This window comes from Rhizobium sp. WYCCWR 11152 (assembly GCF_013087615.1).
GTDB classification, from domain to species: Bacteria; Pseudomonadota; Alphaproteobacteria; order Rhizobiales; family Rhizobiaceae; genus Rhizobium; species Rhizobium indicum.
The window spans coordinates 565,514-581,805 of the sequence record NZ_JABFCP010000009.1 but is presented as its reverse complement, the minus strand read 5'-3'; the positions used below and the strand labels follow the sequence as shown (position 1 = coordinate 581,805).

Below are 16,292 nucleotides of genomic sequence, written 5' to 3'. Positions count from 1 at the left end.
GCAAAATCAATCAATCCTTCAGTATACTCCTGGTACTCGGAGAATTCTCTCCTCGTATCGGAGAGCTTTGCGGCCATATGCGGGCCTCGCGCTTTTGTCGGATATGATCGAAGCGCAATCAGGCGGGAATACAGGACGTGCAGGATCCGGACAACCCAGGAAATGGGCCAGAAAAAAGGCCCGGAAAAGCGGCGAACGAGGCGGCGGAAAAGCGGCCGGCGAAGAGCCGTCACATTCTGCTGCGTATCGATTCCTGGATCGATTCGACCGTCTGGAACGCCGGCTTCCGCGCCGCCGAGATCTGGGAAGACATTACCATCTTTTTCCGCCGTTTCCGCGTGCGCGGCTGGAAGCGCATGGTCTTCGAACTTGCCGGCGAGGGACTGACGCTCGGAGCGGCCGGCTCGGTGCTGATGCTGCTGCTTGCCCAGCCTGCCTTCGAGGCGACCAAGGAAGACTGGCGCAACCGCGGCGATTTCGCCGTCACCTTCACCGACCGCTACGGCAATGTCATCGGCCATCGCGGCGTCATCCACCAGAATTCCGTACCGATCGACGAGCTGCCGGATTCGCTGATCAAATCGGTGATCGCCACCGAGGACCGGCGCTTCTTCGACCATTTCGGCATCGATTTCATCGGCCTCTTCCGCGCCATGAGCGAGAATGCGCGCGCCGGCGAAGTCGTCCAAGGCGGCTCGACACTGACGCAGCAGCTCGCCAAGAACCTGTTCCTGTCGAACGAACGCTCGATCGACCGCAAGGTCACCGAGGCGTTCCTGGCGCTTTGGCTCGAGGCGAACCTTTCCAAGAAGGAAATCCTCTCCACCTATCTCGACCGCGCCTATATGGGCGGCGGCACTTTTGGCGCAGCGGCGGCGGCGCAGTTCTATTTCGGCAAGAACATCACCGATGTGAACCTTGCCGAATCCGCCATGCTTGCCGGCCTGTTCAAGGCGCCGGCGAAATACGCGCCGCATGTCAACCTGCCGGCGGCGCGTGCCCGCGCCAACGAAGTGCTGACCAATCTGGTGCAGAGCGGGCTGATGACCGAGGGCCAGGTGATCGCCGCCAGGCGCAATCCAGCTACCGTCGTCGACCGCAACGAGGTGGAATCGCCCGATTTCTTCCTCGATTGGGCTTTCGACGAGGTCCAGCGGCTTTCGTCGCGCTTCCACCAGCATTCGCTGATCGTGCGCACGACGATCGACATGGGCATCCAGAAGGCGGCCGAGGATTCGGTCGAGACGTCGCTGCGCGAATATGGCGAGGCCTATCACGCCAAGCAGGGCGCGATGGTTATGATCGAAAACGGCGGGGCCGTGCGCGCCATGGTCGGCGGCCGGGATTACGGCGAGAGCCAGTTCAACCGCGCCAGCAGGGCGCTGCGCCAGCCAGGCTCGTCCTTCAAGGTCTACACTTATGCGGTGGCGATGGAGAGCGGCATGACGCCGCAGACGACGATCGTCGATGCGCCGATCTACTGGGGCAACTGGAGCCCTCACAATTACGCAAACCGCTATGCCGGCCGCATCACGCTTGAGACCGCGATCGCCCAGTCGATCAACACCGTGCCGGTGCGGCTCGCCAAGGAAAAACTCGGCATTCAGCCGATCCGGGCGATGGCGAAGAACCTCGGCGTCGAAACGCCGATCCGCGACGACGTCACCATCCCGATCGGCACCTCCGAGGTGACGGTCCTCGACCAGGCGACGGCCTATGCCACCTTCCCGGCCGGCGGCTACCAGTCGCGCCGCCACGGCATCACCCAGATCCTCGATTACGACGGTGACGTGCTCTACGATTTCGACCGTGACGAACCGGCGCCGAAACGTGTGCTCTCCGAACAGGCCGACGCCTATATGAACCAGATGCTGTCGCGCGTCCCCTATGTCGGCACGGCGCGCAAGGCGGCTCTCGACAACGGCATCCTGACGGCCGGCAAGACCGGCACGACCCAGGCCTATCGCGACGCCTGGTTCGTTGGGTTCACCGGCAATTACACCTGCGCCGTCTGGTTCGGCAATGACGACTACACCTCGACCAACGAGATGACCGGCGGTTCGCTGCCGGCGATGACTTTCAAGCGCGCCATGGATTACGCCCATCAGGGTGTGACGCTGCGCGCCATCCCCGGCGTCGAAAATCCCCTGCCCTCGGAAAAGGACCTCGCCAAGACCGCCGCCGCCAAGCCGCAGGACGGATTGCCGCAGCTCATCCGGCCGCGCATGCTCTCGGTTCAATCGACTGGCATCCTCAAGAAGCTCGGCGAAAAGCTGAAGGATGCCGCCCCACTCGCGCCGGCGAAGGTGGCGAGCGCGGAGTAGCCGGCCCAGGAGATTGCCGGTAGCTGCCCCCCATCCGCCTGCCGGCATCTCTGGGTGAAAGGCCGTATTGCCGCAGTTGGCAGACTGCTTTGCCGCTTGGACATAACCGGGGATCAATCGCCCATGTCACTGCCCGGCATTCCACCCTGCCAGAATCAGTGGTAACCCTTTCATCCGATATGGTTTCCAAGGTCATGACGTGTTTCGATTCCCCCTCTTTATCGCGATCACGCTGATCGTCGCCTTCGGCGGCGGGATCATGATTTCGCTTTATGCGCTGGATGCGACACAGGGTTTCGGGGCGATCAAGCTCGGCGCCTGGGAGGCCTTTCCAGCGTTGCAGACGGTCGAGGCCGATCCTTATGCCAAGTCGCACCGGGCGCGCGCCGGCAAGCTGCTCTATGGCAGCGCCGAGGGTCTGACCTTCACGGCGAGTGTCGACGACGAAGGCGCGCGGCTGAATGCCGGCTGCCGCTACCGCATCAGCGGGCAGACGCCGCCTGCCCGGCTCTGGACCCTCTTTACCGCCGACAATGGCGGCAATCCGGCAGCGGTGAAGACCGGGCATCCCTCAGCGCTCAATTCCTGGACCGTGCTGCGCAATCAAGACAGCAGTTTCTCGGTTGAGATCTCCGCCGTCGCGCAGCCGGGCAACTGGCTGGCCTTGCCAGAGGCCGGCACCTTCCGGCTGGTGCTGACGCTGTTCGACACACCGACAGCCGGCAGTTCCGGCGTGATCGACCTCGCCATGCCGAAGCTCACCAAGACCGGATGCGGCAATGCTTAGGATATTCTTCGCGGTCCTGACCGGTCTTTTCGGCGCAGCCCTGCTGCATCTCGTCATCATCCTGTCGCTGCCGCATTTCACCGGCAGGGATGCGGCGACCCGCGTGGAGGCAGAGGGCGACCTCAATAATTTCTACCTGCTCGGCGACCAATATGACGAGGCCGGCCTTGCCAATGGCGACCCCTTCCTGCGCACCGCCGTCTGCTCCTTCGACGTCGAGGATGCGCCGGTACATTTCACCGCCAAGGGCAATGTGCCCTTCTGGTCGATCGCGATCTATGACAGCGCCTCCAACGAGGTCTTCAGCATGAATGACAGGACATCGGTCGGCGGCGCGCTCGATGTGCTGGCCGGCAGTCCGATCCAGCTGACCGACCTGCGCAAGAACTTGCCGCAGGAGCTGCAGCAGGCGATCCTGGTGGAAATGGCACGGCCGGACGGCTATGCCGTGCTGCGGACGCTGGCGCCGCAGGCGAGCTTCGATGAGGCTGCGCGCAACTTCCTGACGGAAGCCGGCTGCGAGCAATTCGCCGCTCGCTGAGGTTGAAGAGCGGTTACTTCTTGTTGACGCGCGGCGCGGGCGCCGGACGATGTTTCGGGCTCTCGGTCAACCGCTCGTAGCGGACGCCGGTGAACCAAAGGATCTTGGCTTCGCGGGCCTCTTTGTCCGGGCGACGCGGCGCCCGCGGCCGCCGATCCGCCAATGCGACTACTATTGCCATTCTCGTCTCCATGCACTGCCCGAGACGGATGAAGTTGCGATGGATTTCACCCTGCCCGCCAATGTGCGGGCCGGCGCGTCCTGCAGTACCGGGATGACCGGCCCGAGGGCATTCGCGCCTTTCCCACGGCACCTGATTGAAATACCGTGATGCGGAGTTTCAACGATCCAAATACTCAAATCGCGTCGTTCCTATCCGAATTGAGACAGATGACAGTTAACAGTTTACTAATGTTCAGCCGAGGCCAAACACAGTTCACGTTACTTCCCCTTTAACGCGCGAAGAGTTGATTTGGTTTCACGCCGCCTACACAAACGGCCGGCTGGAGATCAACGGATAAAATTAGAACCAATTCATATAGTTGACATCGGCGCTGCAATCCGCCGGCCGGGAAAAAGGCGATGTTGCAAAAATACATCATGAAAATATTTAATTGCGAGGCGCGCAGATGCGCGTATGTTCGCTCATGTCGGTCACACGTTTCCGGGCTCCGATCGATCGGGATTTTCCACGTTCTTGCCGGAATGCGGAGGGCAAGCGGTGTCTTTGCTGGTCAATTCATCTTTCTCGCCTGAAGATCTCGACGTGCTGCGCAGTGCGCTTGATGCCTGGTGCTCAGAACGGCGGATCGACATCAAAAGCGTCGACGCGCAATTCGCGGCATCCACAGCACTCGACCTTTATCAGGCCGGTTACGACAGCCGCGAAAAACTGCTGCACGCGCTGCGCGATCACAGGGCCGCCTGAGTTTTTCCACCACCGCGGCAGCGATGCTGCAATCGTCGCAGCACGCCTTCCAAACCATGCATTTTTATATTGCCGGCCAACCATGTCGCAACACGTTCCGCGTGTATATTTCTGTTGCATTCTAATAAATTCTTCAGCATGCATTAACCGTACCGGTGTAGGATTTGTTCATAACCGTATGGCCTGACATGCGTTCCGCCAGCGCATATCGGCCTTGGTCCCCTTGTTCTGCGTTTTCGGGGTGTTTTTGTGCGTGACCGGTTTCGAGACCTAGAAGGCCCCTTGGCCGTCAGGAAAAAGGACGTGGTACTAATGGCGACTGTCAGCAGTTTCGAGAACCTGTCTCATCCGACACGGTCCGAACTGCGCCAATTCGCCGAACTTTTCATGCCGCTGTTCCAGGCCTCCTCCGACGAGGCCAAGCGCCAGGCGGTCGCGGCGCTGTCCCAATGCGAGAACATGCCGGCCGCCGTGGCGCTGTTCATCGGCAACCAGCCGATCGATATCGCAGCCCCCTTTCTTGCCGCCTCGAAGGCAATCGCCGACGATACGCTGATCACCATCGCGCGCATGCAGGGTGCAACGCATGTCAAGGCGATCGTCAGCCGCGATTCACTCTCGCCGAAGGTCATCGATGCTTTGGTGGCGCTGCGCCAGAGCCAGCCGCGGTCGGCGGCCACATCGGCGCCGGTCATGGAATCGCCGGCGGTGCCGCTTTCGCCAGCGCCGACCGAGACCAACGAGGCAGATGCGCTGGCGGAACAGCGGATTGCCAATGAAGAGGCGTTGCGCGAGCGTATCCTCGGCCTTGCCGGCCATCTCGGCCGTGCCGACGAGGACAGGCTCGGTCTGCGCACGCTCACCGACATTCAAGAGGCGCTGCTGGTGCGCTTCGCCCGTTCGCGTGAAGCGACGCATTTCGCAACCGCGCTTGCCGATGCGCTTTCCGCCAGCCGCTGGCTTGCCGAGCGCATCATGCTCGATCTTTCCGGCCAGCAGCTCGCCACGACGCTGACCAGCCTCGGCATGGGCTTTCTCGATGCCGTCTTCGTGCTCGAAAGGCTCTATCCGCACCTTGCCGAACAGCAGCATAACGTTACGCGCGGCTGGATGGTGCTCGATGCGCTCGACCCGGAAGAATGCCACGAACGCGTCGAAGCCTGGCGGCGCGCCGATCGCTACACCTATAAGCCGGAAGCGACCGATGCACCCGCGCCGGCAGCAACGCCCGACTATCGCTTCATCCGCCAGGCGCCGCCGCAGCGCGACATGCGCGTCATGGGGCGGCGGTCTCGCTGAACTGCGGTTGATGACCTTACCACCTACAGCGGTTCAAAATGACGCTGAGCTGACGAGCGCCTTGGCTCAGCCGCCCTTCGCAAGCGGGATCATGTCCCCCAGTTCCTCCGCCTCCAGCTCGACGATCCAGAGATCGGGGTCGAATTTGCGTTCACGCTCCAGCATCGCGCGGACCGCCTCCGGATCGCCGCGCGACAGGCGGATCTCGAACAGCCGGTCGCCGGCCTGACCTTCGCCGAAGGCTGTCTGCGGTGCCGGCGCGTAGAGCGTTTCCAGGCCGTCGCGGAAGTGCTGGCGGATGAAGATCGCACCCGCCTCCTCCGCACCCTTCTTCTCGACGGCGGCGAAATCGCCGCTGGCAAAGACGCGGCGCAGGAGGGCTGAAATGAAGATGTCGGCGCGTAATCTCATCGGTGCGGTATAGACCGGCGCGTCGGTGGCGGCAATGCAGGGTCAGAGTTTGACCCCAGGGGTCAGACCTTGACTGCCAGCCGTAATCCTCCCCAATGCCGTCCACGGACTGTGATCGGAGCGGAGATATCTTTCATCATCACGAAATTGCCGCCGCCCATGTCGCGCCTGTAGGTCTGGACGAGGAAGGGCGCGGTGCTGCGACCGGCTGCAAGGCCAACGCGATCGGCAAAGATGCGGCGGTTGCGGCAATTGGCAGTGTTCCAGACGCTGTCGCCAGGCCGCTGGGCTTGCGAGAATTTTCGGTTGTGGGTCGGCAGATAGCCATTCTCGTCGATCGCCGCGCAGAAGGCGATGCGCTCGTCCAAGGTTGTGACGGGTTCCTGGATCGGCGGCAGCAGGCGGTCGGCGAGTTCGGTGAAGGCCGCCATCATCTGTGCAGGATCAGAGCCCGGTATCGGCCGATACCGTCGGTCGAAAAGAGCATCGAGCCCGATCTGGCCTTCCGCGACGGCGCGCTCGAAGGCGCCGGAAATCTGTCTTGCCACCGACTGCGCTTCCTCGATCCAACGGCTGTCGGCGGTCTTGACGCCGGCACTCGCCGTCAGCTGGATCAGGGTTTCCGAGAGGCCGACGACGCTGTCGACGCGTTTTGCCGCCTGCTGCAGCCGGACATTCGAGCCGGCGACCTCGGCCGACATCTCGCCGAGTTTCTCGACGAAGCCGGCGCATTGCTGGTCGACCGCCTCGGTGGTGTTGGCCATAACAGTCGAACTGTCGAGGATGCGGGTGATGACATGTTCCATGCTTTCGAAAGCGCCGCGCATCGCCTCCGACTTGTCACGCACGCCGGCGGCGCTCTCTCGCGCATCGCTGCCGACGGCCGACAGCCGGTCGATCTTCACGCGCAGTTCGTCCAGCGTCTGCTGGATGGAGCCGGTCGCCTTCGAGGTCTGCAGCGACAGCGCCCGAACCTCGGCGGCGACGACCGCAAAACCCTTGCCCGCATCGCCGGCGCGCGCCGCCTCGATCGCGGCATTCAGCGCCAGCAGGTTGGTCTGGCGGGCGATGGTGCTGATCTCCTCGGCGATATTGTCGACATCGGCAAGCGACTTCGAGAAGCCGGCGATCTCAGCGCCGATCTCGTTGGAGGACTGAACCATGTGGCCGATCTCGGCGACGGAGCCCGTCAGGCGATCAGCCGACTCCTTCAGCTTGTGACGGGCCTCGGCCGCCGTGCGATCGGTCTCGCGCAGCGACACGGCGACCGAGCGGTTGGTCTCGGCAATCGAAAGCGCGGTGCGGGTGACATGATCGAAGGCGGAGGCATGCCGGGCCGACATTCCCGCCATGTCCTGGATGGCGCCGGCGATATCCACGAGATCGATGCCAAGGGTGGAGGCTTCTTCGGCAAGACGCAGCAGGATGTGGCGCAGCGCCTCGCGATCAGGCCCTCCCGCTTCGACCGCCGGTTCTCCGGCCAGATCGTCTATCGCCTTCAGCGCATGCATGACCGACGCCCCCCCGCCCAATCAGAAAAGCTTCAGGCAACATGGTTAATAAGTTGCAAACAGCGGCAGAACCTTAGACTTAGGTTGTAGGGAAAGAGGACTCCGTGACTGTAGGCCGGCCGTGTGGCGCCCCATCAGCTGGCGATGAAGCCCGTCAGCCGCTCGCTCAGCTGCCAGAGGCGTTCGGCAAATTCCGGATCGGTTGCCCAAGGACGGACACCGAGCATCTCGGTCGAATCGCCGGAGACGGCGGTGGCGATATCGCAGTTCTCGCAATAGACGCCGCCGAGACCCTCGAGCTTCTCGCTGACGGCGCACCAGACGGTGGTCGACGCCCCTTGCTCAATCGTCTTCTTGTTGTTTTCCGGATCGATGACCGGCTTGCCGTCCTCGTCGACATAGCCGCTCGCCTTAAGGAAGTCGCTCGACTGATGGCGGACCAGATTGGTGGTGACGATCCCGCCGGGATGCAGTGAGAAGGCTCTGACACCGTGCTTCGCACCCAAAGCGTCCAGTGAGATCGCAAAGAGAGCATTTGCCGTCTTCGACTGGCCATAGGCGAGATAGGGTGCGTATTCGCGGTTCTTGAAATTCGGATCGTCGAAATCGACGCCGGAGAAGACGTGGCCGCGCGAGGAGACGGCGACGACGCGTGCACCCTCGGCCTTCACCAGCGCCGGCCAGAGGCGGGCAGTGAGCTGGAAATGACCGAGATGATTGGTGGAGAACTGCGATTCGTAACCGCGGGCATCACGGGTCAGCGGGTTCGCCATGACGGCAGCATTGTTGATGAGCAGATGCAGGGGGTCGCCGCTTTCGAGGAAGCGGTCGGCGAAGTCGTCGATCGACCCGGGCTCCATCAGGTCGAGCTTTTCCACCGTAAGGCCGGGAATGCTTTGCACGGCCGCCTTGGCTTTTCCGAGATTGCGGGCGGGGACGACAACCCTGGCGCCGGCTTCGGCGAGCACACGAGCCGTCTCGAGGCCAAGACCGGAATAACCACCGGTGACGATCGCGACCTTGCCTGAAAGATCGTGCCCGGCAATGACATCGGCGGCGGTAGAGGCCGCACCGAAACCGGAACCGATGGGAGCTTGTGGGGTGGACATGGCGTGCCCTCCGTTGTTGCATGATGGCGTTGTGTACGCCCGGGAAACGGGATTCTGAATGCTTGAAAATCCCGATTTCCTGCTTCATCGTTCAAAAATGATCAGTGACCCGCTCTCCGAAATGCTCAATCTGCTCGATGCACGCTGCCTTGTGTCGGGCGGGCTGATCGCCGGCGGCGCCTGGGCGCTGCGCTTCCCCCGGCCGAACCGGATCAAGATCAGCGCGGTCGCCAAAGGGCGCTGCTGGCTTTGCCTCGACAATGGCAGAGAACCCATTCTGCTGGAGTCAGGCGACGTTGCACTTTTGAACGGCCAGCACTCCTTCATCCTGGCGAGCGACCTTGCCGTTGCGCCCACTGACGCGGTCGGCGCCTTCAAGGAAAAGGTCGATGGCATGGCACGCCACGGCGTTGGCGAGGATTTTCACTATCTCGGCGGCCACATCGCGCTCGGGCCGCAGGGCATGGAGCTGCTGTCCGACGTATTGCCGCCGATCATTCATGTGCGCGCCGCCCTTGCCGAAGCCGGCGTGCTGCGCTGGCTGCTCGACCAGCTGGTGCGGGAGATGGCGGCAAAGCGGCCAGGCGCCCTGCTCGCCTCGACCCAGCTTGCGCAGTTGATGTTCGTGCAGGTGCTGAGGGCGCACATCATGAGCTCGGCGCCATTGACGGTCGGGTGGCTCCGAGCCTTCGGCGACGATCGCATTGCGCCGGCGCTGCGGCTGATGCATGGCGATCCCGGCCGGTCCTGGCAGCTTGGCGAACTGGCAAAGGCGGCCGGCATGTCGCGCACGAGCTTTGCCCTGCGGTTCAAGACCGTGGCGGGGGTTGCGCCGCTCACCTATCTGATCGGCTGGCGCATGCGCCTTGCCGAACGCGAGCTGCGGGAGGGCAGCATGCCGGTTTCAGCACTGGCGCTTTCGCTCGGCTACACCTCCGAAAGCGCCTTCAGCAACGCCTTCAAACGAATGACGGGTATGGCGCCCAGGCGCTACCGCGTGGCGATGGCCCGCAAGGCCGGGCCGATCGAAGAGGTGGTGGATGTCGAGGGGCAGGCGATGACGACGCATTACAGGCTTTTGAAGGCGGCATCGTAGCGGCGCGAGATCCGCATGATTTTAGGCCCGATCGGCCCAGCAGCATCATGCTCTCAATGCTGTCGCCCGCATTCCGTGATGAAGTGGATTAAAGATGGCCGTCGCCTGTGTAGCATTTGTCCGGACGTATTTTTGAAGACATGCGGCCCATTGGCTGGAATGTTGGCCAGCGAAGATGCGCTCAGGGTCGACGCCTGTCCGCGGAAGATGAATTGCAGCTCCCCCTCCATGACATTGTCTCATTCCGTACCATTCCACCGGTCGAGTCACGACCCTGATAAGTTGAATCAACTGATTTGGTATAGAAGGAGAAAATGATGACTGTCACCGTGATCAAACCCGCACAGGATCGGAAAAAAGTGTCCGATGCTTATGAACTTGACTATTTTGTGCAGAAACACGCCATCGCCAGAATGGACGCGATCCGGATTCTCAATCTGCACCGATCTGATCGAGATGCCTCCGATCGCGCCGCGCATCGTCTCAAAAGGTGATCTACCAACCGGGACGAGACGGACGGGATTTTCCCTTTCATTTGCCAATGAGATTTAACGCGAGGCCGACCAGCGCATCCTTGGTCGTCGTCCCCTTTTGAAAGGCATACAAAAGAACGGTTAAGAGATCCGAGCCGTCTTCGCTATCGGGCGAGATGTCATGCCGGGCGCAGGCCTCTTGGAAGGCGATCAGGAGCACTGTCGAAGCGGTCTCGTCTACATGGTGATTGTAAAATGAAGTCACGCATCATCCTTAAGGGTTGCCGACGTCAAATGCGTTCAGTTGTCGATCAGGCAGGCCGTATCAACGGCGCGGCATCATTCGGAACCGGCTTCGATTTACCAAGAGGAATGCCGGTCAGCCGTTCGTATTCTATCTCAGCCGGGCCATAGGTGCCTTGGCAGAGGTGGATCAGCCCGGTGCGGTCCTGCACGAGAACTGCCCCACGTTGCGATTTGATGAAGTGCTTCGCTTCGCCCCTTCGCGTCTGACATTGCTTCAGGATCGAGACGCTGGGATTGGCCCGAGGGACGCTTGTCACGTGCGGCAGTTTCGATTCATCCGGCAATGCGGTGCAGGAAGGCCTTGCCATACTGACCTGGCGCCGTTTTGCGAGGCGCGGAAGCTAGATCGCCCCGATGTCCTTAAGTTTCTTCAGCACAGCCTGGTTCGGCTCGCCGTCTTCGGGCAGGTTGTAGTGCTTCTGAAAATGGCGGATGGCCGCGCGGGTCTGTTCGCCGGCAACGCCGTCGACGCCGACATTGGCATAGGCCATGTTGGAAAGACCCTTCTGGATCTTCAACACCAGGTCGACATTGGTGATTTGGCTGGATGGAACCTGCTTTGCCGCAGATGGAACCGTTTTGACGGTCTTCTCGGCGCTGCGGATCGCCGCGGCCACCGGGTCTTCCGCCGCCGCCTTCGAGCTCACATCCTCGGGCGGCCTTTCGGCGGGTACGGTCGAGGGGCCGGCAGCATCGGTCTTCAGCGCCACTAGCACCTCTGGTGTCGGATCGCCGGTCTGGGTCATGCCGACGGTTTCCTCGAAGAACAGAATGGCCGCACTGGTGCGGGGGCCGATAATGCCGTCGGGTATGCCGTTATAGAGGCCGCGACGCACCAGCTGCTGCTGGATGTCCATGACGAGCTGGCTCGGCTGCTGGCCGGGTGCGGCAGGCGCCGGTGTCGCGTTGGTGGTGGCGGTATCCTGCGGCCGTTCGATCCGGAAGGTGGTGACGTCGCCCTGTTGCTCCTCGGCCGGGCGGCGGGCGCCGATCACGGTCGGAGACTGCGGATCGCGGGTGCGGAAGATCGGATGCGGATGCAGGCCCGGCTGATACCAGAGCGCATTGGCGGCGACGAAGGAGAAGATGACGGCGAAGGTGATCGCGCCGCCGGCGACCGACGGATTGCGGCCGATGACGCCGCCGAGCACCGAGGCGCCCTGCAGGCCGACCCCGCCGAGCACGGATGCGCCCTGCAGGCCGAGCCCGCCGAGGGCGGCAGCGCCTGACATCAGAAGGCCCGGCTGCTGCCGTTTTCCCTTAGGCGATTTTCGCTTGCGCGCGGCCATCGAAACGCCCCTCTTCCAATCCTGCACCACTATTGACCGCGCCCTTCAGCCGCGGCGGAAACTCGACAGTCGCGCCATGACCGGCGTCTTCGGCGTGCTGTGCACCCGAGCCGTCCGTCGCAATCTCGATGGTGATAATCGTGCCTTCGCCCGGCTGGCTGGCGATGGCGAAATACCCGCCATGCAGCGCTACCAGCCCCTTGACCAGGGAGAGACCGAGGCCGGAGCCTTCGAAGCGGCGGGTATAATCGTTCTGGATCTGGACGAAGGGCTGGCCGAGCAATGCCAGCTTGTCGGCCGGGATGCCGATGCCGGTGTCGCTGACCGTCAGCTTGAGGATGCCGTCGCGCGCTGCCGCATCGACCGAGACGACGCCGCCGGCCTCGGTGAACTTTATGGCATTGCCGACGAGATTGATGAGGATCTGCTGGATGGCGCGCTGATCGGCGACGACCTCGCCGAGGCCGCGCTGGATACGGCTGGTCAGCGTGAGGCCCTTGGTCTTGGCCTGCAATGCCAGCATCGATTCGCAGGATTTGACGGAGCTCGATATGTCGAAGGCTTCGAGGATCAGCTCGTAGCGGCCGGCCTCGATCTTGCTCATGTCGAGCATAGTGTTGACGACAGACAGCAGATGCGCCCCGGATTCGCGGACCAGGCCGACATATTCGCGCTGGCGGTCGTTTTCGAACTTGCCGAAATATTCGCCGATCAGGATGTCGGAAAAACCGAGAATGGCGTTCAGCGGCGTGCGCAGCTCATGGCTGACGGCCGCGAGGAAGCGCGATTTGGCGTCATTTGCTGATTCGGCATCGGCCGCGCGGTTCTGGGCTTCGTCACGCAGCTGCTGCTCGACGGAGACATCGCGCAGCTGGGCAATGACGGCGGCGAGTTCGCCGTCGGCGTCGCGCCGGGCCGTCATGTCCATTCTCAGATAGGCGAACTGGCGCTGATCACGCGAGACCGAAGGCCGGTCGAGGCGCAGGTCGACGCTCTGAGCATCCTCGCCTCGGCGCAGGCCATCGAGCGCCTGCAGGAAAAGAATGCGGTCGGAGACATGCACCTGCTCGAGGAAGCCCCTGCCCTTCGGATCGCGCATCCAGCCGAGGAAATCGCGCCGGTCGCGACCACCGACGGTCGCCACACTGCCATGCGGGTCGAGGAAGAAGACGAGGCCCGGGGTGGCGGCAAGGAAGAAATCCTCGGCCGACTGCGTGGCGATACCGGCGGACGAACCCTGGCGGGCGAGCGCGATGCTGCCGACGGCGGAAAAGAGAAAGGCGGCGCAGACCATGGCGACACCTGCCGGCAGCGCCACGGCCGGACTGGTGACCGCCGAAAGGCCGATAGGAGCGGCAACGAGAGCAGCCGACGAGAGCAGCACGAGGCGGCGCAGGATCGCGAGCTCGCGTTGGCGCACGGCTTCACCGCCGCCCGTCCGGGAGAGCCAGCTTGTCGCTGCCCGGTCTACGAGGGCCGTCATCCAGCCGCCAATGTTACTCAATACACGCACGCAATACCCGCCCGAAAGGCTGTCTATCGATCCGGACAATAGGCCTTGGCGACTTAAAGAAAGGATAAGGCAAAAGCGCTGTTCACAGCCTGAAACGGCTGAAATTCTCGTTTTGAAGCATCTGGAAGGCTCTTTGCCTTTTGTGGTTAATAGGGGGTAAGCGACGGATTTTCCTCATATTTCAGCATTGCGTTAACTCCTGTGGCAAGGCGAGCCGGCAAAAGTCCTGCAATTGCAAGCAGGTGTTGCCCTGATGCTTAACGGCGATCGCTCGCATTCGACTAAAATGTCCCTCAAATGCCGTTCGCTAAAATTTGAACTAAATTTGCCGCAAATGCGCGTGAGTTTCGAAAAGCGGCATTCGCAACTTGGCGGTAGGGTGAAAACACACCGGACAACCGGCCTGATTCGGCAACAAGAACCGGACGGGGAAACAGGATGGGCAACGACAATGTGGTTTCTGATCAAAGGATCCTTCTGGTTTGGCCTCGTGCTCGTGCTTCTTTCCGTCTTCAGCACGGAGAGTTCCGACAAGCTCGCCAACGGCCCGCAATTGCAGCTGTCCGACGCGTTCACGGCGGCAAGCGGCGCCTATGACTATTTGACCGGCATGTGCTCGGAGAAGCCCGAAGTCTGCGCCAAGGGTACGGAGACCCTCACCGCACTCGGCTACCGGGCTCGCGAAGGCGCCCGCGTTGCCTATGAACTTCTCGACAGCCAGTTCAAGGACGAGGCGCCGGCAACCGCAAAGCTTGCCGAACCGCAGATGCCGGTGGCGCTCAACATGCCTTCCCTCACCACGCCTGCCATCCAGGAAAAGGTGCGCGAGGCCAAGGCCGCGCTCAACCAGCCGATGCCTTACCGTCCGCCGGTCGAGGATGATGCCTCCTCTGAGACGGTGGTAACAGGCGCTATTCCGCTGCCGACGCCGAAGCCGGCGACCTGACCCTCAACCAGCTTGCATCGGTGGTCCGCATGACGCGGAGATGCCCCATGCCTGACGTGCCTGCCCTGTTTAATTCAGCATGTTGCTGCGCCGTGAGGATGCCCATCCCTCACGGCGTTTCTTTTTAACGGTTCAAATCTGCCGGTCTTTCACCTATATGCAGTCTTAGAGCACTTCCTGACGCATTCCGGACGCAAAACCGCTGCGCACTTTTGCTGGAACTGCTTTACTAGTGAAAGGCTTCTCCATGGCATCCCTCGACCAGATCATCGACGACTTTGCTTTCCTGGACGATTGGGAAGATCGCTACCGTTACGTCATCGAACTCGGCAAGGCGCTGCCCGACTTGGCGGAGGAGAAGCGTACCTCGGAGAATAAGGTGATGGGCTGCGCCAGCCAGGTGTGGCTGGTGAGCCATACGACAGGCGATCCCGACAACCCGGTCATGAGCTTCGAGGGTGATTCCGACGCCCATATTGTGCGCGGTCTCGTCGCCATCGTGCTTGCCACCTATTCCGGCAAGACAGCATCCGAGATCGCCGGGCTCGATGCCTTCGAGATATTCTCGAAGATCGGCCTGGTGGAGAACCTGTCATCGCAGCGCTCGAACGGATTGCGCTCGATGGTGAACAGGATCCGCGAAGAGGCAAGAGTCCGCGCTGCGGCTTGACCGCGATCGTGGCTGGCCGGCTTTGAGAGCCGCAATCCAGTATATTAACACTTGCTCATAGTATAGGAATACATTCTAAGCCTGTCGGCAAAGCATAAGACGGGATGTCTTACGCTGCCGTGGGCGTCCGGCCGAATCAGTTGCGACGCTCGAAATACCCGAAAGGTATTTCTTCGTCTTGCGAAGGCACAAAAAAGCCGGGCACAAGACCCGGCTTTTGTCGTCGATGCTTTCGAAAAAGCTCAGCCGCGGCCGCGCTTGCGGCGCTGCCCGAGGCCCATCTCCTTTGCCAAGCGCGAACGCGCTTCGGCATAAGCGGGCGCTACCATCGGGTAATCGGTCGGCAGGTCCCACTTCTCGCGGTATTCTTCCGGCGAGAGGCTGTGATGCGTCATCAGGTGACGCTTGAGGGACTTGAAGTTGCCGCCGCATTCCAAACACGTGATCTGCTCGTCCTGTACGGACTTGCGGACAGAAACTGCAGGCTTCTGTTTTTCGACGATCGCCGCAGCAGGCTGCGGTACGGACGTGTTGCTCAGTGCCGAATGCACGTCGGAAATCAGATTGGCCAGGTCGCTGACCGGTACAACATGGTTGCTGACATAGGCCGCGACGATGTCGGCTGTCAGTTCCACAAGCAGCTCCGGCGCACTGCCGGTCGCTATATCCGTCATATTCTTTCTCCTGTTAGCATGCTCAAACGGTCTTTGACTGACACGCCAAAGACCCGCCTCGTAGAAGCGAACAGCAAAAGCACAGGAAGCGACCTTCTGTTTCGAAAAACGCGAAATCCACCCCTAGATTCCGAAGAGCGTGACCTGTTCTTATACTGCCTGACTGGAAACCACTACGTCATGCCCCAGGCGATGGCCTCAGTTTAGACATTAAAAATCAAAACTGAGGGACTTGGAAGCAGTACGATTGCAATTCACAATCAGAACTCTACTTGCATTTTCAAATACCATCGTTTGGTCGAAAGGCCAATTATTATTTGTCGTTTTTCTTGAGAAAAAATGACAGATGAAGAATTGAGGGGCTCTTCGGCAAGCTTTACTCACAGCTTCCTGTGCATAAGTTTTGCATAAATCT

The 16,292-nt window shown here is 61.5% G+C and carries 18 protein-coding genes; 9 read left to right on the top strand and 9 right to left on the bottom strand.

The features are described from left to right. The first annotated feature begins 137 nt into the window (after nt 1-137). The 3 genes from G9X67_RS18090 to G9X67_RS18080 all read left to right on the top strand — a co-directional run bounded on the left by G9X67_RS18090 (nt 138) and on the right by G9X67_RS18080 (nt 3,652). The gene (locus tag G9X67_RS18090) at nt 138-2,324 is read left to right on the top strand and encodes a PBP1A family penicillin-binding protein (protein ID WP_171599361.1); all 2,187 of its coding nucleotides are present in this window, start codon (nt 138-140) and stop codon (nt 2,322-2,324) included. 199 nt (nt 2,325-2,523) lie between these two features. After that, nucleotides 2,524-3,111, top strand: a complete 588-nt coding sequence (locus G9X67_RS18085; RefSeq protein ID WP_029875289.1) for a DUF1214 domain-containing protein — start codon at nt 2,524-2,526, stop codon at nt 3,109-3,111. After that, entirely contained in the window at nt 3,104-3,652 is a 549-nt protein-coding gene (locus G9X67_RS18080; protein ID WP_017963550.1) for a membrane protein, read from the top strand. The genes G9X67_RS18085 and G9X67_RS18080 overlap by 8 nt, the downstream gene beginning before the upstream one ends. A 13-nt stretch (nt 3,653-3,665) precedes the next feature. Here G9X67_RS18080 and G9X67_RS18075 read toward each other — a convergent pair whose 3' ends face one another. Continuing rightward, nucleotides 3,666-3,833: a hypothetical protein gene (locus tag G9X67_RS18075; protein WP_171599360.1), complete on the bottom strand. Its 168-nt coding sequence runs from the start codon at nt 3,831-3,833 to the stop codon at nt 3,666-3,668. 540 nt (nt 3,834-4,373) lie between these two features. On the opposite strand from G9X67_RS18075, the gene G9X67_RS18070 reads away from it, so the two are divergent. Together G9X67_RS18070 and G9X67_RS18065 are read left to right on the top strand one after the other, a co-directional pair. Further along, nucleotides 4,374-4,580, top strand: a complete 207-nt coding sequence (locus G9X67_RS18070) for a hypothetical protein (protein ID WP_138387721.1) — start codon at nt 4,374-4,376, stop codon at nt 4,578-4,580. A gap of 249 nt (nt 4,581-4,829) precedes the next feature. Further along, nucleotides 4,830-5,879 (top strand): DUF2336 domain-containing protein, encoded by a 1,050-nt coding sequence (locus G9X67_RS18065; protein WP_138387722.1) that lies wholly within the window; start codon nt 4,830-4,832, stop codon nt 5,877-5,879. Between the two features lie 66 nt (nt 5,880-5,945). On the opposite strand, the gene G9X67_RS18060 is transcribed toward G9X67_RS18065, so the two are convergent. The 3 genes from G9X67_RS18060 to G9X67_RS18050 form a co-directional block, all read right to left on the bottom strand. Further along, nucleotides 5,946-6,290, bottom strand: coding sequence for a DUF1491 family protein (locus G9X67_RS18060; RefSeq protein WP_171599359.1), 345 nt, complete (start codon nt 6,288-6,290; stop codon nt 5,946-5,948). A gap of 62 nt (nt 6,291-6,352) precedes the next feature. Continuing rightward, nucleotides 6,353-7,801: a methyl-accepting chemotaxis protein gene (locus G9X67_RS18055; RefSeq protein ID WP_171599358.1), complete on the bottom strand. Its 1,449-nt coding sequence runs from the start codon at nt 7,799-7,801 to the stop codon at nt 6,353-6,355. Nucleotides 7,802-7,935: 134 nt separating this feature from the next. Continuing rightward, entirely contained in the window at nt 7,936-8,910 is a 975-nt protein-coding gene (locus G9X67_RS18050) for an oxidoreductase (protein ID WP_171599357.1), read from the bottom strand. 58 nt (nt 8,911-8,968) lie between these two features. Here G9X67_RS18050 and G9X67_RS18045 point away from each other — a divergent pair, with 58 nt between their 5' ends. Then, nucleotides 8,969-10,006 (top strand): AraC family transcriptional regulator, encoded by a 1,038-nt coding sequence (locus G9X67_RS18045; RefSeq protein ID WP_171599356.1) that lies wholly within the window; start codon nt 8,969-8,971, stop codon nt 10,004-10,006. A gap of 314 nt (nt 10,007-10,320) precedes the next feature. Next, complete coding sequence (locus G9X67_RS18040) at nt 10,321-10,500, top strand: hypothetical protein (protein WP_033180556.1); 180 nt, start codon at nt 10,321-10,323, stop codon at nt 10,498-10,500. A 37-nt stretch (nt 10,501-10,537) separates the two neighbouring features. On the opposite strand, the gene G9X67_RS18035 is transcribed toward G9X67_RS18040, so the two are convergent. From G9X67_RS18035 to G9X67_RS18020, 4 genes are all read right to left on the bottom strand, one after another. Continuing rightward, nucleotides 10,538-10,744: a hypothetical protein gene (locus G9X67_RS18035; RefSeq protein WP_029875294.1), complete on the bottom strand. Its 207-nt coding sequence runs from the start codon at nt 10,742-10,744 to the stop codon at nt 10,538-10,540. 46 nt (nt 10,745-10,790) lie between these two features. After that, a complete protein-coding gene (locus tag G9X67_RS18030) occupies nt 10,791-11,042 on the bottom strand; it encodes a hypothetical protein (protein WP_210258897.1) in 252 nt (83 codons plus the stop codon). A gap of 84 nt (nt 11,043-11,126) precedes the next feature. After that, nucleotides 11,127-12,074, bottom strand: a complete 948-nt coding sequence (locus G9X67_RS18025) for a peptidoglycan-binding domain-containing protein (protein WP_138328507.1) — start codon at nt 12,072-12,074, stop codon at nt 11,127-11,129. Then, nucleotides 12,046-13,626, bottom strand: a complete 1,581-nt coding sequence (locus G9X67_RS18020) for a HAMP domain-containing sensor histidine kinase (RefSeq protein ID WP_210258896.1) — start codon at nt 13,624-13,626, stop codon at nt 12,046-12,048. The genes G9X67_RS18025 and G9X67_RS18020 overlap by 29 nt, the downstream gene beginning before the upstream one ends. A gap of 412 nt (nt 13,627-14,038) precedes the next feature. Between G9X67_RS18020 and G9X67_RS18015 the strand changes: the two genes are divergently transcribed. Further along, the gene (locus G9X67_RS18015; protein ID WP_029875299.1) at nt 14,039-14,533 is read left to right on the top strand and encodes a DUF5330 domain-containing protein; all 495 of its coding nucleotides are present in this window, start codon (nt 14,039-14,041) and stop codon (nt 14,531-14,533) included. A 247-nt stretch (nt 14,534-14,780) separates the two neighbouring features. Further along, nucleotides 14,781-15,203: a SufE family protein gene (locus G9X67_RS18010; RefSeq protein WP_171599354.1), complete on the top strand. Its 423-nt coding sequence runs from the start codon at nt 14,781-14,783 to the stop codon at nt 15,201-15,203. Between the two features lie 242 nt (nt 15,204-15,445). Here G9X67_RS18010 and G9X67_RS18005 read toward each other — a convergent pair whose 3' ends face one another. Continuing rightward, a complete protein-coding gene (locus tag G9X67_RS18005) occupies nt 15,446-15,877 on the bottom strand; it encodes a MucR family transcriptional regulator (RefSeq protein WP_003546634.1) in 432 nt (143 codons plus the stop codon). Nucleotides 15,878-16,292 lie beyond the last annotated feature (415 nt).